The sequence below is a fragment of the Sulfurimonas sp. HSL3-7 genome (assembly GCF_039645985.1).
In the GTDB taxonomy this organism is placed as follows: domain Bacteria; phylum Campylobacterota; class Campylobacteria; order Campylobacterales; family Sulfurimonadaceae; genus Sulfonitrofixus; species Sulfonitrofixus jiaomeiensis.
Genome location: NZ_CP147919.1, coordinates 654,628 through 677,816 on the forward strand (window position 1 = coordinate 654,628; position 23,189 = coordinate 677,816).

19 protein-coding genes are annotated in these 23,189 nt (G+C 52.9%); 3 read left to right on the forward strand and 16 right to left on the reverse strand.

The genetic code is table 11. From position 1 onward, the window contains the following. Positions 1 to 2 precede the first annotated feature (2 nt). The 5 genes from WCY20_RS03335 to WCY20_RS03355 form a co-directional block, all read right to left on the reverse strand. A complete protein-coding gene (locus tag WCY20_RS03335) occupies positions 3 to 923 on the reverse strand; it encodes a substrate-binding domain-containing protein (protein WP_345976972.1) in 921 nt (306 codons plus the stop codon). Between the two features lie 168 nt (positions 924 to 1,091). Then, positions 1,092 to 4,157 carry a CusA/CzcA family heavy metal efflux RND transporter gene (locus WCY20_RS03340; RefSeq protein WP_345976973.1) on the reverse strand — a complete coding sequence of 1,022 codons (3,066 nt, stop codon included), beginning with the start codon at positions 4,155 to 4,157 and terminating at the stop codon, positions 1,092 to 1,094. Continuing rightward, the gene (locus WCY20_RS03345; RefSeq protein ID WP_345976975.1) at positions 4,154 to 5,206 is read right to left on the reverse strand and encodes an efflux RND transporter periplasmic adaptor subunit; all 1,053 of its coding nucleotides are present in this window, start codon (positions 5,204 to 5,206) and stop codon (positions 4,154 to 4,156) included. The genes WCY20_RS03340 and WCY20_RS03345 overlap by 4 nt, the downstream gene beginning before the upstream one ends. Next, on the reverse strand, positions 5,203 to 6,378 hold the full coding sequence (locus WCY20_RS03350; RefSeq protein ID WP_345976976.1) for a TolC family protein: 1,176 nt from the start codon (positions 6,376 to 6,378) through the stop codon (positions 5,203 to 5,205). The genes WCY20_RS03345 and WCY20_RS03350 overlap by 4 nt, the downstream gene beginning before the upstream one ends. 73 nt (positions 6,379 to 6,451) lie before the next feature. After that, entirely contained in the window at positions 6,452 to 6,757 is a 306-nt protein-coding gene (locus tag WCY20_RS03355) for a hypothetical protein (RefSeq protein ID WP_345976978.1), read from the reverse strand. A 216-nt stretch (positions 6,758 to 6,973) separates the two neighbouring features. On the opposite strand from WCY20_RS03355, the gene WCY20_RS03360 reads away from it, so the two are divergent. Then, a complete protein-coding gene (locus tag WCY20_RS03360) occupies positions 6,974 to 9,409 on the forward strand; it encodes an ATP-binding protein (RefSeq protein WP_345976979.1) in 2,436 nt (811 codons plus the stop codon). Positions 9,410 to 9,413: 4 nt separating this feature from the next. On the opposite strand, the gene WCY20_RS03365 is transcribed toward WCY20_RS03360, so the two are convergent. The 4 genes from WCY20_RS03365 to WCY20_RS03380 all read right to left on the reverse strand — a co-directional run bounded on the left by WCY20_RS03365 (position 9,414) and on the right by WCY20_RS03380 (position 13,254). Next, a complete protein-coding gene (locus WCY20_RS03365; protein ID WP_345976980.1) occupies positions 9,414 to 9,899 on the reverse strand; it encodes a Mut7-C RNAse domain-containing protein in 486 nt (161 codons plus the stop codon). Between the two features lie 80 nt (positions 9,900 to 9,979). Further along, positions 9,980 to 11,197, reverse strand: coding sequence for an APC family permease (locus tag WCY20_RS03370; protein ID WP_345976982.1), 1,218 nt, complete (start codon positions 11,195 to 11,197; stop codon positions 9,980 to 9,982). 6 nt (positions 11,198 to 11,203) lie between these two features. After that, positions 11,204 to 11,965 (reverse strand): slipin family protein, encoded by a 762-nt coding sequence (locus tag WCY20_RS03375; protein WP_345976984.1) that lies wholly within the window; start codon positions 11,963 to 11,965, stop codon positions 11,204 to 11,206. Between the two features lie 2 nt (positions 11,966 to 11,967). Next, complete coding sequence (locus WCY20_RS03380; protein ID WP_345976985.1) at positions 11,968 to 13,254, reverse strand: nodulation protein NfeD; 1,287 nt, start codon at positions 13,252 to 13,254, stop codon at positions 11,968 to 11,970. A 113-nt stretch (positions 13,255 to 13,367) separates the two neighbouring features. Between WCY20_RS03380 and WCY20_RS03385 the strand changes: the two genes are divergently transcribed. After that, a complete protein-coding gene (locus WCY20_RS03385) occupies positions 13,368 to 14,030 on the forward strand; it encodes a DUF2459 domain-containing protein (RefSeq protein ID WP_345976987.1) in 663 nt (220 codons plus the stop codon). 49 nt (positions 14,031 to 14,079) lie between these two features. Here WCY20_RS03385 and nadX read toward each other — a convergent pair whose 3' ends face one another. From nadX to WCY20_RS03420, 7 genes are all read right to left on the reverse strand, one after another. After that, a complete protein-coding gene (gene nadX, locus WCY20_RS03390; RefSeq protein ID WP_345976989.1) occupies positions 14,080 to 14,838 on the reverse strand; it encodes an aspartate dehydrogenase in 759 nt (252 codons plus the stop codon). A gap of 55 nt (positions 14,839 to 14,893) precedes the next feature. Continuing rightward, positions 14,894 to 15,754: a universal stress protein gene (locus tag WCY20_RS03395; protein ID WP_345976991.1), complete on the reverse strand. Its 861-nt coding sequence runs from the start codon at positions 15,752 to 15,754 to the stop codon at positions 14,894 to 14,896. A gap of 132 nt (positions 15,755 to 15,886) precedes the next feature. Further along, positions 15,887 to 17,014 (reverse strand): site-2 protease family protein, encoded by a 1,128-nt coding sequence (locus WCY20_RS03400; protein WP_345976993.1) that lies wholly within the window; start codon positions 17,012 to 17,014, stop codon positions 15,887 to 15,889. Positions 17,015 to 17,058: 44 nt separating this feature from the next. Further along, a complete protein-coding gene (locus WCY20_RS03405; protein ID WP_345976994.1) occupies positions 17,059 to 17,490 on the reverse strand; it encodes a CBS domain-containing protein in 432 nt (143 codons plus the stop codon). A 57-nt stretch (positions 17,491 to 17,547) separates the two neighbouring features. Next, positions 17,548 to 19,956 carry a hypothetical protein gene (locus WCY20_RS03410; RefSeq protein WP_345976995.1) on the reverse strand — a complete coding sequence of 803 codons (2,409 nt, stop codon included), beginning with the start codon at positions 19,954 to 19,956 and terminating at the stop codon, positions 17,548 to 17,550. A gap of 4 nt (positions 19,957 to 19,960) precedes the next feature. After that, positions 19,961 to 20,698, reverse strand: coding sequence for a protein-L-isoaspartate(D-aspartate) O-methyltransferase (locus WCY20_RS03415; protein WP_345976997.1), 738 nt, complete (start codon positions 20,696 to 20,698; stop codon positions 19,961 to 19,963). Beyond that, a complete protein-coding gene (locus WCY20_RS03420; protein ID WP_345976999.1) occupies positions 20,695 to 21,426 on the reverse strand; it encodes a DUF72 domain-containing protein in 732 nt (243 codons plus the stop codon). The genes WCY20_RS03415 and WCY20_RS03420 overlap by 4 nt, the downstream gene beginning before the upstream one ends. Positions 21,427 to 21,469: 43 nt before the next feature. Here WCY20_RS03420 and polX point away from each other — a divergent pair, with 43 nt between their 5' ends. Then, positions 21,470 to 23,188, forward strand: coding sequence for a DNA polymerase/3'-5' exonuclease PolX (polX, locus tag WCY20_RS03425; protein ID WP_345977001.1), 1,719 nt, complete (start codon positions 21,470 to 21,472; stop codon positions 23,186 to 23,188). The last annotated feature ends 1 nt before the right edge of the window (position 23,189 follow it).

A 23,189-nucleotide genomic window follows, 5' to 3' on the forward strand; every position in this document is an offset into this window, starting at 1 on the left:
GGTCAAAAGATCGGGTCAATCCTATCGGCATTGTCCATGGTGATCAGTTTGACAGGAATGGAGATATGCTTGGGTACCTTCTCCTTTGCAAGGATCTTCAGGGCAACGTCAACGGACGCTTTTCCGCCCAGCGGGAAGAGAATGGAGGCTGACTGCTCTCCTTCGAGGATTGCTTTTCTGGCTTCGCTTGTATAGTCGCATCCGACCGTAACAATGGAGGCGGGGTCAATGTTATACCGATGCAAAACGGAACGCACGCCGCTGAGCATGCTGTCGCTCTCCGAAAAGATGGCGTTGATGCGGATCCCTTCTTTGATCAGCTTCTCGGTTTCGATGATGGCATCTTTGCGCAGATAGTTCCCGGTCCTTCTGATGACTTTGATCTCTTTGTATTTGGCGATCTCATCAAGAAACCCTTTGCTCCGAAGCTGTGTCACATCGGCCTCCTGCAGCCCCTCGAAAAGAAGCACGGTTCCTTTGCCGTTTAAGCGTTTGGCAATGTAGTCGGCTCCCATCGTACCGATCCTGATGTTGTCCGAGTTGATAAAAGTGGTGTAGTCAAGGCTGTTGATACCGCGGTCAAGGATGATGACGGGGATCCCCATCCGGTGGGCTTTGGCGACGACCGGTACCACCGCATCGGCATGGTTCGTACCGACGATAAGCAGGTCGACCCCGGCAGCGATAAACTGCTCGATCTGGCGGATCAGCAGGGATGTCTGCCCTTTTGCATCAGAGTAGATGAAGGCAAGGTCCGGATGTTCAGCAAGGGCGTCGCGCACCTCGAAGACTTGCGCCCGGCGGAAATCGTTGGCCATCATATCCTGCGCAAAAGCGACCGTTCTAAGAGGCTGGGCCGATGCATTGAGCATTGCCCCGAGAAACAAGAGTAAAACGACGATAGCAGTTTTTATAGAGCGCATTTTTGTTCTTTCGGATCAACATATTAATGGTTTATAATTTTCTAAAGTAAAAGTGTACATTTAATAGTGTTAAAAGCTTATTGAAAAGAGAGAGGTAAAAGCGGAGAAACGGTGTGACGGTATGGACGCTTTCACATCCATACCCGGTGCTTATTCGAAAGCTGTTATTCAGGATCTCTGCGTCTGTCCGGTCTCGACGCGACGGTAGAGGATCGGAAGGATGAGCAGGGTGAGCAGCGTCGAGCTGATCAGGCCGAAGATGACGACGATCGCCAGCGGCTTCTGGATCTCGGAGCCCGGTCCGGTGGCAAAAAGCATCGGCACGAGCCCGAAGGCGGCGATAAGTGCCGTCATGATGACCGGGCGCAGACGACGCTTCGCCCCCTCGATGACCGCTTCTTCGAGCGGCATCGTCTTGACAAGCTCGTTGAAGTAGCTCACCATCACGACGCCGTTGAGCACGGCGATACCGAGCAGGGCAATGAATCCCACCGATGCCGGTACTGAGAGATAGTTGTTCGTAATGAAGAGCCCCAATACCCCGCCGGTCAACGCCAGCGGGATAGTTGCAAAGACTGCGGCGGCCTGGCGCATTGATCGGAAAGTGAAGAAGAGGATCATAAAGATGACGGCCAGGGCGATAGGGACGACAACGACAAGGCGCGCCATTGTACGCTGCTGGTTCTTGAATTCGCCGCCATACTCCAGACGGTAGCCTGTCGGCAGGGAGACGTTGGTGTTGATATTCTCCTGTATCTGTTCGACAAAGGTGTTGAGGTCCGTTCCGCTGACGTTGGTCTGGATGGAAACGAAACGCTGTGCCTGCTCATGCTTGATCTCGACACTGCCGTCGACACGTTCGACATGGGCGATGTTGGCAAGCGTGATGCGTACGCCTGTCGGGGAGGTTAAATAGATCTGTTCCAGCGGCAGGTTGTTGAGGGTGTAGTCACCGCGGATCAGGATGTCGAACTGCTTCATCCCCTCGTAGATCTTACCGCTTTGTGCTCCCATGACAGCGATGTTCAGTATATGCGCCGCCTCGTCGAGGCTCATGCCATATTTTGCAAGCTGCTTTTTGTCAAAGACAACCTGGCTGTAGGTGACACCCCCGTTCTGGCGCATGTAGACATCTTCGCTCCCCTCACTGTTACGGATGATCGCTGCAATGGATTCTCCGAGCGTGTTGAGTGTTTCGGTCTCATCGCCGAAGAGCTTTACGACGACGTCGCCGCGCGCACCGGTGAGCATCTCCGAGGTACGCATCTCGATCGGCTGGGTGAAGCCGAACTCGATACCGGAGATATCCTCAAGCACTTCGCGCATCCGGGCTCTGAGCCATTCCGTATCCTCCTGACGCCATTCGGATTTGGGTTTGAGCACCAGGAAGGTGTCGGTGTCGTTGAGCCCCATCGGGTCGAGTCCGATCTCGTCCGAACCGCTGCGTGAGATGATAGAGTCGATCTCCGGTACTTCGGCCATCAGCTGCTGCTGGATCTGCGTATTGAGCGCGATGCCCGCCGGGATGTTGATGGAGGGATTGGATTCGATGCCGATGACGATGTTCCCTTCATCCATGGTAGGCATGAAGGTTTTGCCGATATTGTTGAACATCACGACGGTAAGCGGAACGGTCAGTAGCAGGAAAAGATAGATCCACTTCTCGTAGGCAAAGGCCTTTCTCAGGCTCGGCACATAGATCTTGGTAAGGTTGCGTACCAGCCAGGTCGGCTCTTCGGAGGGATTCTTGATAAGCCATTCCGAGATCACCGGGATCAGGAAAAGGGCGAAGATGATCGACGCACCGAGACTGAAGACGATGCTCAGCGCCACCGGGGCGAAGAGTTTGCCCTCCAGCCCCTGCAGCATCAGCAGCGGGGAAAAGATGGTGATGATGATGACGACGCCGGAGATGACCGGCAGGCTCACCTCTTTGGCGGCCATATAGACCAGGCGGACGCGGGTCTCATTCTTGTATTTCGGATGGGCGAGCCAGGCGACGATGTTCTCGACCATCACCACGGCGGAGTCGACGATCATCCCGATGGCAATGGCAAGCCCGCCGAGGCTCATCAGGTTGGCGCTGATACCGAAAAACTGCATCAGGATAAAGGTGGTAAGGATCGCCATCGGCAGGATCAGGGCGACGGTGAGGGCCGAGATGAAGCTGCCGAGCATCAGCAGCAGGATCACGATGATCAGTATCACGGCCTCGATGAGCGCTTTCTGTACGGTGGAGACCGCTTTGCCTACCAGGTGGCTGCGGTCGTAAAAGATGGAGAGCTTCGTCCCCTCCGGCAAGCTCTTCTCGATCTCGGAAAGTCGGGTCTTGAGCGCGGCGACGGTCTGTGAAGAGTCAGCCCCTTTGAGACCCAGCACCAGCCCTTCGACCGCTTCGCCTTTGCCGTCTTTGGTGACATAGCCGTAGCGGGTGATCGCGCCGACCGATATATCGGCGACATCTTTGACATAGATGGTGCTACTGCCGCGCTGTGCCAGAACAAGCTCTTCAATGGCATTGATACTGTTGAGTTTGCCGACGACCCTGACGATCAGGGCTTCGTCACCCCTTTCGATCCGCCCGGCGCCATAGTTGGCGTTGTTCTGTTCTAGCACCCGCTGTAGCTCTTCGACGGAAATGCCGAAGAGGGCAAGTTTGGCAAAGTCGGGTTTGACGATAAAGCTTTTGACCTCGCCGCCGAGGGCGTTGACGTCGGCGACCCCGTTGACACTGCGCAGTGCGGGCCGGACGACCCAGTCAAGCAGCGTGCGTTTCTCCATCAGGCTCAGCGTATCGGACTCGATGGTGAACATCAGTATCTCGCCGAGCGGTGTGGTGATCGGGGCGATACCGCCGCTGATATTGCCCGGCAGCTCCTCTTTGATGGCGCTGAAGCGCTGGTAGACGCGGTCGCGCGCCCAGTAGAGGTCGGTTCCTTCATCAAAGTCGATGGTGATGTCGGCCAGTGCGTATTTGGAGATGGAACGCACCATGGTTTGGTACGGGATACCTTTCATCTCGAGTTCGATCGGGATGGTGATCTGCTGTTCGACCTCCGAAGGGGTCATTCCGGGCGCTTTGATGATGATCTTGACCTGCGTCGAGGAGACATCCGGAAAGGCGTCGATCACCAGCTTGCTGTAGGAGATGACGCCGTAGACAGCGATTGCGAGGGCGAAGAGGATGACAAGGTAGCGTTGTGAAAGCGCAAAGCCCAGTAGTTTATCGATCATTCCTCTGCTCCTTCCGCGGCACTCTTGAGTGCCAGGACCGAAGAGACGGCGATGCGGTCGCTCTCGTTCAACGGTGCGCTGATAAAGTTTTTGCCTTCAAGCTGTGCGAGAAGGGTTACGGGGACACTGCGGAAACCGCCCTCTGCGGCGACAAAGACGGCATACCCGTTCTCCGTGCCGACAAGAGCGGAGGAAGGCACCATCCATGCCTCTGTTTTTCGATAGAAGGTGACATTGACGCTGGCACCGCCCTGTGCGTTGCAGGACTCTTTCTCATGCAGATCGATGCTGCGTGTCTGGGAGACGGCGTCGATCTCAGGCGACATGGCAAAGATACTGAAAGAGCTGTTGTGCGAATAGAGCATATCGCCCTGTTTCAGTGTCGCGGCCAGCTGCCACGGCAGATCGATCTCGAAATGGCACTCTGTCGTGTCGACCAGTTTGGCCAGCGTCGCACCCTGGTGGATAAAAGTGCCGACCTGCACTTCGATGCTGCTGACCGTCGCATTGGCCGGGGCATTGATGACCAGGCTCGGGTAGGCTTTGTGCTGCGAGGTGACCTTGTTGAGTGCGGCCTGCGAGAGACCGTATGAGCGCAGAAGGTTCTGTTTCAGACGGACTGATGCTTTCAGCTGGTCGTACATGTTTTTGGCTTCGGTGTAGCGTTTGGAGGCGACGACACCTTTTTCTGCAAGGGGTTTGAGACGGTCGATCTCCTTCTGGTGGAATTCCAGCTCGATCAGTGTGGCGATGTAGTCCGATTGCAGGTCAAGCAGTTTCGGGCTCTGGATCACAAAGAGTTTCTGGCCTTTTTTGACGTTGGCAAACGGTTTGACGGCGATCTCGGAGATGAAACCGTCTACATAGGCGCTGATTGTAAAACGGTGTGCCGCGGGGTAGGTGTAGGTACCGAGGTAACTTCCCATCGGTACTTTTTCGACCTTTTTCGGCGCAGCAAGCGTGACATTGAGGGAGCCTGCCTGGATCAGTTCGGCGGCATAGAGGTTGATTGACAATAGAAAGCTCAGCGTAAGAAAAAATAGTTTCATTTGATGTCCTTTTGCGGGTCGATGCCCAGAGTTCGGTAAAGTTTTGCCTGCGCAAGCAGGGTGTCGGCACGGGTGTCGATGCCTCTGATCAGAAGGTCGAAGAGCGTTTTCTGGCTATCGATATAGGCCAGGTAGCTCCCTTCTGAACCCATAAAACGCTCCAGTAGCAGGACACTGGTCTCATAGGCTGTCGGGATAAGGATATCGTTGAGGCGCTGATAGGCCTTTTGACGGGTCTGCTGTGCCGTTTTGTAGCTGCGGATCTGCGCCTGCATCTCCGCCTTTGCGAAGAGCAGCTGCTGTTGCGCGGCCAGTTTCGACTGGGCCGCAGCCTCGCGTTCGCTTTCGCGGCGGCTTCCCTGGGTCAGGGGAATCTGCATGAAGACGATGCCGCGGGAGAGGTCCATCTCGTTGTCGTAGCCCACGCCGACGGAGACCTCTTTGATGGCAGTGGCGTGAAACGCTTTGAGCGCCGAGCTTGCCGTTATCTCGCTCTCGAGATAGCGGTAGAGCAGGGAGTCTGCTTCCAGATCATCCTGAAGAGTGACGGCAAAAGGGAGGTCCTGGCAGAGCGGCTCTTCATCTGTTTGTGTATAGAGCTGCAGGGTCTGCAGCGCCTCATAATAGCGGCTTTCGAGGTCGCGGATACGCAGCTGAAGTTCGTCGACGATCAGTTCGCTGCGAAGTAGGGCGCTACGGTCGAATTCGCCTCCCTTTACCCCTTCGTCGATCAGTTTCGTCAGTTCGATATTGCGATCCTGGGCATCTTTTAACAGTCCGGCCTTCTCCTGCAGTGCGCAGGCGTTGACATAGTGTTCATAGACGACCGTGCGCAGCCGGTTGAGCTGCAGGGTCTGCTGCGTTTCGGAGGAGAGCCTGAGCGCATCGGCATAGGCGCCGCTGTTACCGAAAAAGAGTCGTTTCTCGACAGAAAGATGGTATTCTAGGGCATCGCGGTCGCTCTGTTTTTCGGCGGCGTAGCCCAGCTCGCCGTTAAGCAGAAACCCCTCCGACTGCACCTGCGAGCGCTGCAACGCGGCCTCTGCAGCGCTCTGTGCATTAAAGGCACCGATTGCGTTGGATGATTCGACTGCCGTAAGATAGGATGCCAGTGGCATCGAGCCTGCACTCAGGCCTGCCAGTGACAGCAAAAGTAGTACTAATATTTTCATGGATAACCTTTTTATAGACGCCGGTGGAGGCGGTGTTTGTGACAGTAAAAACTGCGAAAATGGGATAAAAAGGTTAGGCCAGCGGCGGACGCTGAGGGACGGAAAGGGTGTTGGAGTTGAATGCTGCTGATAGATACAGCGGTTTAGGCGAAACTAAAAAAGAAGGCGCCAATGATTTTTCTATGTCCGGTGCGGCCAGTAAAACGTGTATGTGGTCGTGGATCTGCGAAGGAAGGTCCAAAGCGCTGTTGTCGGACTGTGCATAACAGAGCTCGTACTGGGTATCGGCATCGACATCGACCATAACATAGTCATGGATGATGAAGAAGCTGAAAGCAAACAGTAGAACCGACAACATTGTTAATCGTACGCTTTTCATAATGGCGGAATTCTAACGAAAAAACCATTTGCCAAACTGATAATATAAGTTACATTTTTTTATCAGTTTTTTTTAAAGTTACGCTTCTATCTCAGACAAGTGAAAAAACGTGTACATCTTCATCTATCGGTGCTGGAAGGCGGGGTAAGATAGTCTTAATGGAATTCATCTATCTTTACGCTATACTTTTTTAAAGATCTTTAAAGGAGGCAGTACATGCGTACTCCCTTGGACATTTCGGCACTCTACCACAGATGCGATCCTTCATTGTTCACATTTAAAACAACCGATGAGCTTGAATCGATCGAACAGCCGATCGGGCAGAAAAATGCACTTGAAGCTGTTGATTTCGGTACCAATATCCAGCAGGACGGTTATAACCTGTTTGCGATGGGTCCTTCGGGAAGCGGCAAGCACTCTACCGTGATGGCGCTTCTGGAGACGAAGGCGAAGAGCGAAGCCGTGCCGAATGACTGGTGTTACGTCAACAACTTCAAAGACACGCGCAAGCCTATCGCCATCGAACTGCCGCCGGGAAAAGCAGCCCCGTTCCAAAGTGATATTGCCGAGCTTGTGGAACTGCTGAAAGCGATGCTTCCTGCTGTTTTTGAAAGTAATAACTACCGTAACGAAAAGGAGATGATCAACCAGAAATATATCGAAGCACAGTCGAATATTTTTCAGCATCTGCAGGAAGAGGCACAGAAGCATGATGTCTCGATGAGCGCCTCTTCGACCAGTCGCGTCACCTTTGTGCCTGTCGTTGACGGGAAAATACTCTCCGCAGAAGAGTTCAAGGCGATAGAAGGGGAGCAGAAAGAAGAGATCACGCGCAAGATGACCGAGTTTGAGAAGATCGTCAAAGAGGGTCTTCGCAGGGTGAGTGAACTCAACAAAGCCCAGCAGAAAGAGTTTAAAGCGCTGGACCGCAAGATCACACAGGAATCTGTCGAAACGGTTATTGATGAGGTTCGCCGAAAGTATGCCGGTGTCCAGAAGATCGTCGATTATCTTGACGGGCTCCAAAGCGATGTTGTCCGCCATGTGCAGGATTTCCTGGTAAAACCTGAAGAGATGGGGATGCCGCCGTTTATGCAGGAGTTTTACACCCCCTCTTTTACCCGCTACAAAGTCAATCTTTTCATAGCACACAACGGGAACAAGACGGCGCCGGTCATCTATGAGGACAACCCGATTCATCAGAACCTGATCGGTAGAATCGAACATGTCTCCCAGGTCGGTACGCTGGTGACCGATTTCAGCATGATCAAGCCCGGTGCGCTGCATAAAGCCAACGGCGGCTACCTGGTTCTGGACGCCAGAAAACTGCTCATGCAGCCTTTCGCCTATGAAGGGCTTAAACGCGTTTTGCGGGCCAAGGAGATACGGATCGAATCGCTGGCGCAGCAGTACTCTCTTGTCAGCACCACTTCGCTTGAACCCGAACCGATCCCGGTCAATGTCAAGGTCATTCTGATCGGCGAACGCATCCTCTACTATCTTCTGCACCACTACGACCCCGATTTCAGAGAACTCTTCAAAGTGAGTGCCGATTTTGAGGATGATATGCCGCGAAGCGATGAGAATATTGATCTTTATGCCCGTATGATCGGTACGATCGCAAAACAGCACGAGCTTTTGGCACTGACGCCCGAAGCGGTTGCGAGGGTCATCGAACAGAGTTCGCGCGAGGTCTCGCATGCCGCGAAGTTCTCGACCCATATCCGCACACTTTCCGATCTTCTGAAAGAAGCGGATTACTGGTCGAGAAAGTATACGCACGCATCCATAGAAAAAAGCGATATCGAAAAAGCGCTCACTGCCCAGACAGAACGGCTTAACCGTATCCAGAGGAAACTCTATGAACAGATCGAGGAGGGGACGATCATGATCAATATCAGCGGCAGTGCCGTTGGTCAGATCAATGCACTTACCTATATCTCTATAGGCGGCCATAATTTCGGCCTTCCTTCACGTATTACCGCCAGAACCCGTATCGGCAAAGGTGAGATCATCGACATCGAGCGCAAAGTGGAGCTCAGCGGTCCCATCCACTCCAAAGGGGTGATGATACTGAGTGCTTACCTCGGATCGAAATACGCCTCCGATCTACCGCTTAGTCTCTCCGCCTCTTTGGTGTTTGAACAGTCCTACGGCAAGATCGAAGGCGACAGCGCCTCATCGACCGAGCTCTACGCGCTCCTCTCTTCCCTTTCGGAAGTGCCGATCAAGCAGAACATTGCCGTCACCGGTTCGGTAAACCAGTTTGGCGAGATCCAGCCTATCGGCGGTGTCAACGAGAAGATCGAAGGATTTTTCGATATCTGCATGCGTAAAGATGCAGACGCTTCCTACGGGGTCATCATCCCGGAGGCCAATGTCAAACACCTTATGCTGAAAACGGAAGTGCTCGAAGCGGTAGAGAACGGGACCTTTTCCATCTATGCCGTCAAGACAATCGATGAGGGCATTGCTATTTTGACAGGCGTTGATGCCGGCGAAGCAGACGAAAAAGGCGATTTTCCGAAAGCGTCTATCAACGGCAAGGTTGTTGCCCGTCTGAAGATACTTTCCGAAACAATCCGCCAGTTTAGTCATCCAAGACCGGCTGCAAAGCGAAAAACAGCGACCAAAAAAAAGAGTAAAGAGTAGAACACTAATCCTCTAACACACTGTCAAGGAACCGCTGCATACGGCGGTAGTGGTCGCCGTGCCAGTAGACACGGTCGCAATGCGGACAGTACTCAAAGTGGGAAAATGTGCGTTGGATCTTCTGCGGAAGTTTGTGCCGTATCTTCTCTTTTTCGACCACTTGAAGCGGGGTGTTGCAGACGATGCAGCGGCTGAACGGTGCAGGATGCTCTTTGAGGCGGTAATGGCTGATCAGGGTTTGAAGCTGTGCTTTGGTCTCCATCGAATCCAACAGAAGTACAGGAATGTTTTTGCGCTCGGACAAGAGTTTGTCGCGGGTAAGGATGATGCGGTTCTGCTCCAAAGCAAGGCTGGCGAGGTCATCGTCATCGATCTGTGAAAAATAGAGGGTGTCAAACCCCATCAACCGGAGATACTTGGCAAGTTTTCCCAGATGACAGTCGGCGATGAATGCCGGCATCTTTGTATCATTCTCTTCTCTTTTCGGCAACCGGTCTCCTTTTTTATGTGTTGCGGTATCTCTTATTCTAACACAGCTTTGTACTGCAGGCGACAGGAAGAGTAGAGCGCTTAAAGCGAAAAGAGTTGCAGGGTCAAAAAGAGCAGATTGACGACAACCCCGGCAACCGGAATCCAAAAGGGGATAAGATAGATCCCTTTCGGAGTCGGAGCCCGTAGTTTAATGCGGATCAGGGCTATATTGACCACGGTAAAGACGATCAGGATCAGGAAGCTGGTCAGATTGGCCAGCGTGACCAGCGGCAGCCAGAGGGCAAAAACCAGGGTGACCCCACTGACCAGAAATGTCGAGACAACCGGTGTCTTTGTCCTGGCGCTGATGTATGATAAAGGCGATGGCGGCCACCACTTTTTACTGATGCCGTAGAGCATACGCGAGGCCATGATAATCTGTATCAGTGCCCCGTTGATAATGGCAAAGATGCTGATAACCGTAATGAGGGTCGTCTCATTGCCGGTGGCCTGTTCGTAGATGGTTGCAAAAGGCGCATCGGTCGAAGAGAGCTGCTCAGGGGAGAGAAGAAGGACACTGACCAGCGATACGCTCAAATAGAACAGTGAGGCGATGAGCAAAGAGAAAATTATAGCTCTGGGGTAGGCCTTGGCGGGTGCCTTGACCTCCTCGGCGATATTGGCCATATCTTCGAACCCCAAAAAGGCATAAAAGGCCAGAAAACCGCCTAAAGAGATGGCGTACCATGTATCCCACTGAAGAGGGGGTATTAGTTCAGGCACCCTTTCTGCCATAGACGGGATTGCCGGCAGGCCGATCCACAAGATGAGCAGCAGCCCGCCGATCTCAATAAAGGTCAAGGCGACGGCGATGGCAACGGACTCGCCTATGCCCCAGATGGCGATGAGGCAAAGGATCCCAATCAGCCCTGCCAGCGCGATCCACTCGGGCAAGAGAGGGGTGAACTCCGCAAGATAACCGGCAAATCCTCTTGCTATGGTTGCGGCTGAGATCAGAGCGGCCAGGGCGATAATCAAACCGGTGATGATGGAGAGCCTGGTTGAACCGATCCCCTCTTTTATGTAGAGGGCTACGCCGGCTGCATCAGGATACCGCGAGGCTAGTTCACCGTAACTCAATGCGGTAAACGAGACAATGACAAGTGCCACCAGAAAGGAAAACGGCGCGTACATCCCGGCGGTGTTGGCCACTTCGGCAATGAGGACATAGATGCCCGCACCCAAAATGTTCCCCAGCCCGTAAAAAAGCAGCATCGGCATTGTTATTTTACGGAGAAGGTGCGGGGGTTGGGTCATGGCCGATTACTCTTTCGAGCTTCCTTTAAAAAACTTGCTCAGCTCCGTCGGGAAGGGGAAGATGAGAGTGTTGGTCTTGTCGTTGGAGATATCGCTCATGGTCTGGAGGTAACGCAGCTGTATCCCGAGGTCATTTTCGCTGAGCTTTTGGGCTGCAGCAAGCAGGTTCTCGCTGGCTTCAAGCTCCCCTTTTGCGTTGATCACCTTGGCACGGCGTTCGCGCTCGGCTTCGGCCTGTTTTGCAATGGCACGGACCATGCTCTCGTCAAGATCGATATGCTTGATCTCGACGTTCGATATCTTGATCCCCCAGGCATCGGTCTGTTTGTCGAGGATCTCCTGGATGTCGTAGTTGAGCCGTTCGCGTTCGGCCAGCATCTCGTCGAGTTCATGCCCGCCCAGGACCGAGCGCAGCGTTGTCTGTGCAAGCTGGCTGGTCGCGGCATTGAAATTTTCCACCTGGATAATCGCTTTTTGGGGATCAAGCACACGGTAGTAGACGACGGCATTGACATGGACCGAGACATTGTCGTGGGAGATGACATCCTGCGTCGGTACATCAAGCACGATGATGCGGAGGTCTACGCGCACCATTTGCTGGATAAAGGGGATCAGTATGATGAGCCCCGGCCCTTTTACGCCCGTGAAACGTCCGAGGGTGAAGACGACGCCGCGCTCATACTCGCGTAAAATACGGATGGCCATCGCCAATAATAGGATGATCAGGATGGCGGAATAGACAATAATCATAGGTAGGTCGAAAAACATGGTTACTCCTTGACTTTTAAGATGAGGCCGTCGCGTCCGGTAACCTGAACTTTCTGGCCGACTTTTAACGTCTTCTCACTCATTGCTTGCCATGTTTCGCCATGACAGCGGACATAGTAGCCGTTCTCTGTAATTTCCAGCACTTCAGCGGAAGCACCGACCATCTCTTCGGCTCCGGTGACCACCTTGGCCGATCGCGAACGTACAAAGAGCCGCATCACGATGATGAAAAAGCCCAGACTGACCAGACTGAAGGCGATGATCAGCGGCAATGAGATGTCGTGCCCAAGCGTTTCGGCGTCGAAGAGCAGCAGCGAACCAAAGGCGAAAGCGACGGCCCCGCCTATGCCTAAAACACCGAAACCGGCAACAAAGACCTCGGCGATCATAAAGGCGATACCAATGAAAATGAGCAGCAGTCCGGCATAATTAAAAGGGATCATGTTCAATGCATAGAGTGCGATAATACCGGCGATGACGCCAATGACCCCCGGCACGATAGCACCGGGGTTCATCAGTTCAAAAAAGATGCCGTACATGGCGATGAGCAGCAGTATATAGGCGATGTTCGGGTCGGTGATGACGCCAAGAAAACGGCTCTTCCAGTCCGCTTCAAAGGGGACGATCATGCTCCCTTCTGTGTGCATGCGGACGCTCTTCTCCAACAGCTTGACTGTCCGTCCGTCGACTTTCTGCAGCAGCGTTTGGGTATCACCGGCGATGAGGTCAATGACGCCCATACGAAGCGCATCTTCGGCAGAGAGACTTTCGGCTGAGGCCACGGCATTGACGGCCCAGCTCACATTGCGATCGTTCATCTGGGCCAGGCTGGTGATGTAGGCAACGGCATCGTTAATCGCTTTCTTCTCAGCCGTGGTAGGTGAACTGGTGTTTATATCCAACTGCTTTGGCGGCTGCATCAGGCTGATGGGTGTTGCCGCGCCGAGATTGGTCCCGGGAGACATCGCTGCCACATGCGAAGCATAGAGCAGGTAGGTCCCCGCGCTTGCGGCACGTGCTCCTCTCGGCGCGACATAGGTGATGACGGGAACAGGACTGTTGGTGATGGCCTGGATCATTTCCCGCATCGACGTCGACAGACCGCCGGGGGTGTCAAGCTCTATCAGCAGGGCTTCGGCATTCTGCACTTGCGCCGCATCTAACGCCTCCTGCAGCACAGAAGAGCTGGCCGGTCCTATCGCCCCTTTGATGGCCACTTTCATGACAATAGATTCGGCTGTAAAAAGGGGGGAGAGTAACAGTAGAAACAGAACCAGTAACCGTTTCATCTTAGCAACCTGTCGCGCTGAAGTAATTACGAATCATGATAGCTCAGAAGCCGATGCAAAGTCAAGCAAAACGCTTTTCCGGACAAGGTATAATAGTTGATCAAAGGTCTCTTATGGAATCCAGCCGTTATCTGCAAGGTATGCTTATTATGTTGGTTGCCTTTTCTACTATCCTGCTGACCGGGTGTGCAAAAACTGTTCGTACGTTGTACCCGCCGAATCCGGATCGAAACGATAATAAAACGGTCTACGTCGTCAACAACTATGGATGGCATACCGGGATTGTTTTATCCAGAAAAGATGCAGCGCCTTATCTGCATGCATTTGATGATTTTAAAAGTGCCCGCTATCTGGAGATAGGATGGGGAGATGAACTCTATTATCAGGCGAAGAAGATAACGTTTTGGATGAGTATCAGAGCTGCATTCTGGCCTACGGACTCGGTTCTTCATGTCGTGGCACTTCAGGATGAACCGTTAGCACACTTTTCAGATAGCGACGTGGTTGCATTGGAACTTTCAAACAGAGGTTTTATCAGACTGGTCGAGTTCATCGATAACAGTTTTGCTTTGGACGAGAAAGGCGAGATCATTACGTTGGGAAGCGGTCTTTACGGCACAAGCAGGTTCTACCGTGCAGAAGGGACATTCCATCTGTTTAACAACTGCAATACCTGGAGTGCCGACGCCATTCGTTCTTCAGGATTCCCAATAAGCACCTTTTATGTATTTTCGTCCGACAATATGATGTATCAATTGAAACAGGGGATGCAGTGACCTGTTGATTTAAGAAGACAAATCTCTATTGCATTTATCCCAAAAACCTTTATGTTCCGACGACAAGCGTATTATCAAGCGTGTTGATCATCGCTACAAGCGAGAGTGCGGCCAGATAACTGGTGGAGGGGTTATGCGGGCTGGGCCTGTTTTCAATCTTTATAAATGTTTCTCCGAATGATCCGCTGACATGCACTTCATGCGTGTTCGTCGTAATGGAGGGGTCTGCCCAGAGTTCTATCTGTACCTCTTTCTGTGCGGCTATCGAGAGGGCGACGGCTGCATTGACATTGCGGGGATAATACTTGATACACTCTGCCGCGCTCCCTTTAAAAAGACATTCGCGTTTATCTGTCTGCAGGCCGAACGATCTCGGCGGTTTGGTGCTCCGCATTGTCAGCCTGTCCACTTCGCCGCATCGGGCGATTTTCGCATTGTCCAGGCCGAAAAGCGCACCGCTTGGGATCAATATGCGTCGGTTATTCTCCTTTGCTGTAGAGACGATCCGCTCTTTGAACTGCTCGTCGGCCAGCGCACCGGCGCTCAATACCATCAGGTCACACTTTTTTTGCAGTACGGCATCCGCATAGTCTTTGACGGCTCCGATCGAAGCGACCTCGATGACGAGATCAAAAGGCTCGTTGATAAAGTGCTCAAACTCTGTGAATGCTTTGGCAGAACATCTTTTTGCTATTTTGTCCGCACGGTCGCTGTGGCGGTCAAATACCGCTGTGATATCGTCTTTTGGCGAAAACTCGGTGATGATTTCCGCAATGTTGCCGCACCCTATCAACCCTATGCGTCGCATCGGTTTCCTGTCGGCTTTGCTCCTATAGGCTCTATCGTATTATCATTCAAAACGGCTACTTTTCCAACGGTACATAGATCAATACGTCCGAGGGAACGGTTTTCATTAGATAAGAGGCTGTTGAACCGTAAAGCACAGTGTCCGAGACCTTTATGCCGTGTGCACCCAGAAGCACCAGGTCGCATTTCTGCTTCTTTGCCGTTTCAAGCAGCATTTCGCTGACAGGATCGAACCCTTCGATCACCTCGGTGTTGTCAAGCGAGAGACTCTTTTGAAACGCTTCGACATCCTCTTCCACCTGCGCTCTCAGCTGTTCCTTGTAAAGCTCTCTCTCGCTTTCAAGGTTGTAAAAATCGACACTCAGTTCGCTCATCTGTTGGTAGGCATAAGAGACGTTGATCGTCGCATCTTCAAAAAGCTCTTGTGCAAAGCGTATATTTTTTTTAGAGGCTTCCGAGAGGTCGGTAAGTGCCAGGATATTCTTGTAGTCATCTTTGGCGGGCGTCTTGACGATCAGCACCGGCAAATGGCTTTTCTGCGTTACATTGTGGGCGGTGGATCCGAAAAATGTATCTCTGATGCTCTGTCTGCCGTGCGCACCTATGATGATCAGGTCGCTTTGGAGCCGATTGGCTTCATAGACGATCTCATCGGAAGGATTGCCCCGCGTGATCGTCACAAAATAATCCACTTTCGCTTCGGAGTTTAATGCATCCATCTTTTCTGCTATCTTGCCTTTGATATTCGCTTCATCGTCAACATTGCCAAAAGGCTTGTCAAACAGGGGTATATCGATGCTGTGAAGCACCGTAATCTGTGCATTTTCTTTTTTTGCCAAAAGGATGGCTCTTTTTAAGACTTCATCCGCCATCACCGAAGTGTCTATCGCTGCGACTATATTGTTTAAGATTCCCATTTCCCTCTCCTTGACAGAATAAATAAGCACTAATCCTCATTAATGATACTATCCGCTTTCTAAAAGATTTATTATCATCCAAAGATTGCCGATAATAACGATATGGGTCCGCACTCTGTTTTGCAGTATGCTTTACGTCTCCAACTCCATTTTGAGTGCCAGAAACTCGAGCAGGTCTTTGAGTGTGACGATCCCTGCCATCCTGCCGTGTTCTATCACCAGCAGCCGGCTTATACCCGATACACTCATCCGGTTCAGGGCCTCCTTGACCGGTGTTTCCGGATCAATAGAGTTTTCCTGGGTCACAGGCTGTATCAAGCCGGCGACAGAAAGAGCGCGCCACTGCTCACGAGGGACTTTTTTAAGGTCGCTGACCGTGATGATCCCTTCGAGTCTGCCGCTCTCAACGACAGGGAACATCTTGTAATGATAATGGTAAAGGTACGTTTCGACAAATTCCTCCAGCGTGATCTGCGGAGGGACGGTAACGGGTTCGGGGTTCATAAAATAGCGCACGGTCTTGCCCCTGAAGGAACGCTCCGTCAACAGATGCTGATACGAAGCACCGGCGGCATTGAAGAGAAAAGAGCCTATCAGGATCCACCATAGACCACCGATAAAGTTCCCGCCGATAAGCCCGATAAACCCTATGAAGATAATGACCATGGCAAACAGCAGGCTGATGCGTGAAGCCAAACGGGTCGCCCAGTAGATATCGCCTTTCAGCCACCATAGGGTTGAACGGAGTATCCGTCCACCGTCGGTCGGGAAGGCCGGTACCATATTGAAGACGACAAGCAGCATATTGATGCCGCTAAGATAGCCCAGGATCCCTGTAGCCGGCACCGGCCATTCGAGGAGAGCTGCGATCAGGTAAAGAGCGCCGAAGAGAAGCGAGAGTATCAGGCTGGCTATGGGGCCTGCTATGGCCATAAAGAACTCCGTTTTTGGACTCTTCGGCTCTTCTGCCATCTCGGCCACGCCGCCGAAGATAAAGAGGGTGATGCCGCGGATGGCCAGGCCGTGCCTGCGGGCGACCATAGAGTGGGAGAACTCATGGATGATGATGGAGGCAAAGAGCCCGACCGCTCCGGCCAGCCCCATCAGCCAGTAGGTCAGATCACTGAGATCGGGATAATAGGTAGGGAAAAGACCCTTGGCCAGGGACCAGACCACTAAAAAGAGGATAACGACCCAGCTTGCATCGATCGAGACGCTGAAACCAAACAGTTTGAAAAGTTGTATCTTGTTTCTAAGCATCTGAGAGGCTCCTCACTCTATGACCTTCAGTCGGTCCTGCCGGTTTAGGCGTGCTGTTCTTTGTAAACAAGCCCTATCAGACCATTGACCTCTTCGCCTAAAAATTCCAGCAGGTCATCGACCGATAGGATACCGGCAAGGCAGCCCTCTTTGTCGACGACAGGCAGGCGTCTGACACCATGCCTGCGCATGTTTTCGATACTTTCATATACGCCGTCCTCTTCTTTGGCGGTCACCAGTTGGTCGCTCATGATATCAGCAACCGTAAGGCTTTGCGGATCACTGTTCTCAGCGACTGCTTTCATAACGATGTCGCGATCGGTCAGAATACCGATCGGCGTGTTGCCCTTTTTGCCGGTGGATACGACGATGAGGTCGCCGACATTAAAAACCCGCATCAGCTTGGCAGCCTCCACGATATTTTCTTCTTTCTGGACAATAAACGTATCACGATTACAGAGTTCACCAATAGTCATCACCATTCCTTTTATAGACATAAGAACCATTGTATACCGCATTGATTGAATAAAGCCTTATGCGCGCCGCAGGGGAAAGGAGAGGTAGGCGCTCAGGTAAAAAAGCAGTGCCATGGCCATGACGGCTGTGAAGCCGAAATGGATCGCAAAAAGGGTTGCGGCAACGGCACTGATGACGGAAGCGCACCCGTTGACGGCCCATGCCCAGGGGATCAGCGTTTCAGAGTGGCCGCCAAGTTCGGAAAGCCCCATCGCAAAAGGGATCCCCATCGCAAAGGCGAGGGGGGCGATGAGCACTATGGCGGCTACTGCTTTTATAGCCTCTGTCCGGGGCAGGAGGAATGCGAAAAGCTGCTCAAGGGTCAACAGATAGAAAAGGCCCAGCAGCAAAATGGCGTAGATAGCGTATCGGGCTGTTGCAGGGTAGCCCCTGCGTTGGGCAAGATGTTTGGAATAGCTGCTGCCGAGCCCGGCAAAGATCAGAAATGCGCTCAGAACGATTGTGGCCGTATAGATGGGGTGGCTGAGAAAAAGGATAAAACGCTGCAGGAAATAGATCTCCAGAAAGAGAAATCCGAGCCCCAAAACAAAGAAGTAGAGGAACACCTTTGTCCTGCTTGCTGCGACGGTGCTTTTCTCGGCTCTTCGGTAGCGCAGAAGCGGCAGAAGTATCAGGACGATACTGGCAATGAGAGCCTGAAAAAGCGACGCGGCGAGCACAAGGTAGCCCCACTCCAGAAGATGCAGCCCGCCGCTTCCGCGCAGCGCGAAGATCTCGCCGAGTGTCTCCCATTTGAAAAAGTGGTAAAAATAGGGCCGGTCATCGGAAGCGGGCCGGATATCGAACTTGTAGTCGCGGTAAAACTGCTCTCTGTTTTGCAGAAGGGCCTGCGCCCCCTCGAAAAAATAGGGCCTGTCCAGAATGCTGTAACGGTTCGTTCCCGGGAGGGTGAGGCCGTCGTAGTAGGCGGTGTCAAAAAAGCGTTTTTCGCAGAACTTTCCGGCCGCTTCGATCTCTTCGGCGCTGAAAATGCCGTTCTTGATGATGAGGGTACTGGTCTGCCACCCCCTGATCAGAAGAAGCTGCTTTCTCGGCTCTTTTGTGCCGCTCTGCTCGAGTGCTTCGAGTGCTGTTGCGAAGAGTTTGAGGGTATCTCGGGGCGGAAGTTTCAGCCATCGCGTGAGCGAGAGGTAGCCGTCAGGTTCGAGATGCTGCAGATAGAGCTGAAGCGCTTCGACAGTATAGAGATAGTTTTCGTTCAGGGACTGAAGCCCTGCCGATGAGGCCCCGAAGGAGTCCACCATCGCCATCTGGATCAGGTCGTATCTGTCGGCCGATGCGGCGATAAAACCTCTTGCCTCTGCGGTATGGATATTTACGTTCTCCCTGTTATAGATGCCGCCGGCAAAAACAGCGTACTTTTCGCCGACAAGATCGACCATCTCGGGATCGATCTCGACGGCATCGATCCGGTTTGTTCGATGGTAGAGCGCCTGGAGCACCTCTGAACCTCCTCCGGCACCGAGGATCAGTACCTTTTTGGGAGAGCCCAGATGGTAGGCAAGGGCGGAGGTCTGATAGTCAAGATAGCCCAGCTTTTCCATTTTGTCGGGATATCGGGTGATGGCACTCATGCCGTCGCCGTTGGTAAAGACGCCGAGCTGCTGCGGCGGTTCCAGATCGGAGGCCATACTCAGCCCCGGGGCATACCGGAAAGGGACCTCCGTGCTCTCCACAACGGAGAGCAGCCCGAGCGGCGAGGAGCGCTCCTCAACGATCTTCGCTCCGGAGATCCGCAGGGTCTGGCTCAGGTCCTTGTACTCGTTGCTATTGAGGGTGGTCTCTCTACCGGCCATGAGAACAGAGAAAAAGGAGAGTGCAAAGAACAGCAGTGTTTTTCTCCCCGGTTTGAGGGCGAGCTCTTTGACGGCGATCAGCGCCGCCAGCAGTGCGGTAAAGGCAATAAGCTGAAGGATGAAGAGCGGAAAGAAGAGATAGAGCAGTCCAAGGATCGCGAGACTGCCGAGACCCGCACCGAGCAGGTCGGCGCCGTAGATGGGGGAGATCTCTCTCTTGTAGTAGATCAGGGCGAGGCCGATCGCATTGGCCGCAAAAAAGAAGGGAAGGGAGAGAAGCAGGTAGAGGCCGGAGAGCAAGAAGAGCTGCTTTGTCTCCCACGAAAGGGGGTTGAAAGGGATCTGCTGGGCAAAAAGAAAACAGACTGTCGAGGCGACTCCGAAAAGTGCGATATTGCCGACAAAGGCGTAGGGGAAATGTCGGAGCAGCCGTTCTCGGGCAAGGGCGAGAAAGGTGCCGCTCACCCCGTATCCGAGCAGGGCAAGGCTGATGATCATATAGGCAAAATGGTGCCACTGGATGATGGAAAAGAGCTTCATCAGGAGGATCTCATAGGCGAGTGCCGAGGCCGATACCAGGGCGATAGAGAGGCGCGGCACTTTTCTCATGATCTCAGTGCTTTCCTGTAAGCGGTACAAACATGACCGGAAGGGTCTGACGGGTGGTGATGGCCCCTTTTTCGTCTTTGGAGACAAGGATAAGATACTGGACATAGTAAAAGCTTTTGACGGGGATGATCATCTTGCCGCCCGGTTTCAGCTGCTTGAGAAGCGGCGGCGGGATCTGGCCTGCGGCGGCGGTGACGATGATGGCGTCATAGGGGGCGTGTTCCTCCCAGCCGTAATAGCCGTCGCCGATCTTTGTCTTAATATTGTTGTAGCCGAGCCGATCAAGCCTTTTCTCTGCCGCAAGACCCAGCTTTCTGATCACCTCGACAGTGTAGACCTCATTGACGATCTCGGCAAGCACGGCGGCTTGATATCCCGAACCGGTACCGATTTCCAGGACCCTGTCGGTCGGATTAAGGTCAAGAAGATCGGTCATGACGGCGACAATGTAGGGCTGCGAGATTGTCTGACCGTAGCCGATAGGCAACGGCCTGTTCTCATAGGCTTTAAAACGGTAAAGAACAGGTACAAATTCATGCCTTTTTACCCTTTCCATCGCATCGATCGTCGTTTTGGCAAGCCTTCTTTTTCCCAGATATCCTCTTGTCTCTTCTACCTCTTTTTCTATAGTCTCGACCAAGCTTTTTCTGGCCTTTTCGTACGGGTCTACGAAATTCCCGGAATACAGCAGGGTGCTGGTCATCAGTAAGACAAATATCATGCCTATAGGATCTCTTCTCATCGGCTGCTCCTGCAAAGTGCTACAAGCTCCTGTGCATTCTGCCAGGCAAACCCTTCCATATCGTTGTTGAAATAGCAGAAGACCTCTCTGCCTTCCTTGACAAAACCGTGGATGGTTTCACACAGAGCACGGATGCTCTGCGCATCATACTTCCCGCGGTACCGCCCCTGAGGACCGTGCATCCTGATGTAGGCAAAGGGGGCGGTTGCGATCCGAGGGGTCTGTCTCTGCTCGAAATCATTGATGCAAAAACCGATGCCGTGCAGTTCCATCAGCTCAAAGACCACATCGTCCATCCAGGAGACGTCCCTGAACTCGATGGCATATTTGTACCCCTTGGGCAGTTGCGAAATAAAGGCGTCGAGCAGTCCGATATCGAGTTTGAGATAGGGCGGAAGCTGGAAGAGGATCACTCCGAGTTTCTTTTTTAACGGCTTTATCAGGTGGATAAATATCATTACCTCTTTAAGTGCGGCGTCGAGCCTTCTGCGATGGGTGATGCTCCGGTTGGCCTTCAGGGTAAAGATAAAGTCGTCGGGTGTTGTTTCAAGCCAGTGCTCGATCGTGCTGCGCCTGGGAAGATGGTAAAATGTACTGTTGATCTCGACGGTTTTGAAGTGCTGTGCGAAAAAAGGCAGCAGATCATGTTTCGAGATAGTGTCCGGGTAGCATCTGCCTATCCAGTGGTCATAATAAAATCCCGATGTTCCGATATGTATCTTTTGCATAAATATATAATATCATTAAGCGGGCGAGAGCACAAGGAGTACCATGAACGTCACCAACCGGGATATTGCATCCATCTTCATGGAGATAGCCGATCTTCTGGACATTGAAGAGGCAAACCCCTTCAGGGTCAGAGCCTACCGGAATGCGGCACGGAACATCACCGCCTCGTCAAAAAGCATGGCCGAGCTGGTGGCGGAGGGGTTTGATCTGACCACGCTACAGGGGATCGGGATAGATCTTTCCGAAAAGATCATCGAGATCGTCCAAACCGGTGAGCTCGCCTTTTTGAAAGAGCTGAAAAAATCGGTCTCTTCCGAGCTTGAACCGCTGCTCAAGATCCCCGGACTGGGGCCGAAGAGGGTACGCTTTCTGCATGAGAAGCTTCAGATAGACTCCTTGCATGACCTCAAAGATGCGCTCCAAAAGGGCAAGCTGGAGAAACTGCGGGGTTTCGGCTCGAAGCTGATCGAGAGCATCGCTGCCGGTGTGGAGAAAAAACTCTATGAGGAGAAACGGTACCGTCTTTTTGACGTCCTGCCTGTTGCGCAAGCGATCAGAGAAGAGCTGCGAAAGTGCCAAGGCGTCATAGCGATCGAGATAGCCGGCAGTCTCCGCAGAAGAAAAGAGACGGTCCACGACATCGATATCGTCGCGTCATGCGAAGTCGGCAACGATATCATGGCGCGCTTTAGAGCGCTTGAGGGGGTGGACAAAATAGTGATGGAGGGGACAACACGCTCCTCCGTCGTCCTGAAAAGCGGTCTCCATGTCGACCTCAGGGTTGTTCCGAAAAATGCATTCGGTGCGGCCCTGCACCACTTTACCGGTTCAAAAGCCCACAATATCGCGTTGCGGACGATGGCCCTCAAAAGGGGGATGAAGATCAACGAGTACGGCATCTTCAAAGCAGAGAGAAGGATCGCCGGAAGCAGGGAGAACGATGTATTTGAGACTCTCGGACTGGCCTATGTGGAGCCGGAGATGCGGGAGAACCGGGGCGAGATCGCTCTGGCCCGGGAGCATAGGCTGCCCAAGCTGATCGAAGCAAAAGAGATCAAAGGGGACCTGCACATCCATACGGACTATTCGGACGGTGCGAACACCATCTTGGAGATGGCGCTCTCGGCTAAAGCGAGGGGGTACGAGTACATTGCCGTGACCGACCATACGAAACATCTCACCATCGCCCACGGCCTCGATGAGAAGAGGGTGCGCCGGCAGCTTGAGGAGATCGACCGCATCAATGAAGAGCTCGGGGGGATCACCGTCTTGAAATCTGCCGAGGTCGATATCCTCGCAAACGGGAAACTGGACCTTCCGGACAGCGTCTTGAAAGAGCTCGACCTCGCCGTATGCGCGGTCCATTACAAGCTTAACATCTCCAAAAAAGAGCAGACGGCGCGCATCCTCAAAGCGATGGAAAACCCCTATTTTTCGATCCTATCGCATCCGACGGGAAGGCTGATCGGCCTTAGGGATGCCTATGAAGTCGACATTGAGGCGGTCATAGAGGCGTGCTCGCAGAGAGGCTGCATCCTCGAACTCAATGCCCAGCCGGACCGGCTCGATCTCAACGACATCCACTGCAAGATGGCCAAAGAGGCGGGGGTGCCGATAGCCATTTCGACCGATGCCCACTCCGTCAGGGACCTTGATCTGATGGAACTCGGCATCGGACAGGCAAGGCGGGGCTGGCTTGAAAAAGAGGATGTCGTCAATACCAGGAGCCTGAAAGTGCTGATGAAGATGCTGAAGCGCTGAC

Coding starts and splice junctions, on each gene's coding strand:
- WCY20_RS03335 (WP_345976972.1), bottom strand. CDS start 923: ATGCGCTCTATAAAAACTGCTATCGTCGTTTTACTCTTGTTTCTCGGG.
- WCY20_RS03340 (WP_345976973.1), bottom strand. CDS start 4,157: ATGATCGATAAACTACTGGGCTTTGCGCTTTCACAACGCTACCTTGTC.
- WCY20_RS03345 (WP_345976975.1), bottom strand. CDS start 5,206: ATGAAACTATTTTTTCTTACGCTGAGCTTTCTATTGTCAATCAACCTC.
- WCY20_RS03350 (WP_345976976.1), bottom strand. CDS start 6,378: ATGAAAATATTAGTACTACTTTTGCTGTCACTGGCAGGCCTGAGTGCA.
- WCY20_RS03355 (WP_345976978.1), bottom strand. CDS start 6,757: ATGAAAAGCGTACGATTAACAATGTTGTCGGTTCTACTGTTTGCTTTC.
- WCY20_RS03360 (WP_345976979.1), top strand. CDS start 6,974: ATGCGTACTCCCTTGGACATTTCGGCACTCTACCACAGATGCGATCCT.
- WCY20_RS03370 (WP_345976982.1), bottom strand. CDS start 11,197: ATGACCCAACCCCCGCACCTTCTCCGTAAAATAACAATGCCGATGCTG.
- WCY20_RS03375 (WP_345976984.1), bottom strand. CDS start 11,965: ATGTTTTTCGACCTACCTATGATTATTGTCTATTCCGCCATCCTGATC.
- WCY20_RS03380 (WP_345976985.1), bottom strand. CDS start 13,254: ATGAAACGGTTACTGGTTCTGTTTCTACTGTTACTCTCCCCCCTTTTT.
- WCY20_RS03385 (WP_345976987.1), top strand. CDS start 13,368: ATGGAATCCAGCCGTTATCTGCAAGGTATGCTTATTATGTTGGTTGCC.
- nadX (WP_345976989.1), bottom strand. CDS start 14,838: ATGCGACGCATAGGGTTGATAGGGTGCGGCAACATTGCGGAAATCATC.
- WCY20_RS03395 (WP_345976991.1), bottom strand. CDS start 15,754: ATGGGAATCTTAAACAATATAGTCGCAGCGATAGACACTTCGGTGATG.
- WCY20_RS03400 (WP_345976993.1), bottom strand. CDS start 17,014: ATGCTTAGAAACAAGATACAACTTTTCAAACTGTTTGGTTTCAGCGTC.
- WCY20_RS03405 (WP_345976994.1), bottom strand. CDS start 17,490: ATGACTATTGGTGAACTCTGTAATCGTGATACGTTTATTGTCCAGAAA.
- WCY20_RS03410 (WP_345976995.1), bottom strand. CDS start 19,956: ATGAGAAAAGTGCCGCGCCTCTCTATCGCCCTGGTATCGGCCTCGGCA.
- WCY20_RS03415 (WP_345976997.1), bottom strand. CDS start 20,698: ATGAGAAGAGATCCTATAGGCATGATATTTGTCTTACTGATGACCAGC.
- WCY20_RS03420 (WP_345976999.1), bottom strand. CDS start 21,426: ATGCAAAAGATACATATCGGAACATCGGGATTTTATTATGACCACTGG.
- polX (WP_345977001.1), top strand. CDS start 21,470: ATGAACGTCACCAACCGGGATATTGCATCCATCTTCATGGAGATAGCC.